Annotated in this window: 1 pseudogene; it reads right to left on the bottom strand. The window is 53.0% G+C overall.

Annotation, left to right across the window (positions count from 1 at the left end):
• Positions 1 to 498, bottom strand: a pseudogene (locus ACR1XY_RS24880) (flagellin); the annotation flags it as partial.
• Between the last annotated feature and the right edge of the window lie 60 nt (positions 499 to 558).

A 558-nucleotide genomic window follows, 5' to 3' on the forward strand; every position in this document is an offset into this window, starting at 1 on the left:
GGTCGCCAAGCCGGTCAGTTCCGCCTCGAGGTTGGTCAACAGAGTCTCGACCGACGGCAGTGGCGAGACATCTGTGGCAATACCCGAAAACAGGCTCCTGTTGCCGATACGCGTGTTCAACGCGGACATCATAGTATCCAACTCGTTGCGAGCTTGAACCGAAGCCTGTTCGTGTGTGACAGCGTGATTTGCCGTGCCGAATGCCAGCAAGCTCGCCGTCATCTCGCCGCTGGAGTCGCTAAACAGCGTCAGGCTCTGCTGCATAGTATCAGTGAACAATTCAGCCTCCGCTGAGGCAACGTCAAAAGCATCCAGCCGGGTCAGACTGCGGTCTAAATCGAGAAGGTGGGAGTAATCGCCCATCAAATGCGCGGATACATCCTTTGCTTTCCAGGTCGACAATTCATGCGAAAGGTCTTCGATTTGATGTTTGAGTTCATTTGACCGGGTTTGCAGAGTCAAATTACGTGCGAGATCTCCTATGGACGTCAAAGTCATGTTTACAACCTCAGAAGGGTTTCCATCAGCTCATCCACGACCGAGATGAGACGTGCATTG

It is taken from the genome of Ruegeria sp. AD11(2025), assembly GCF_056542405.1.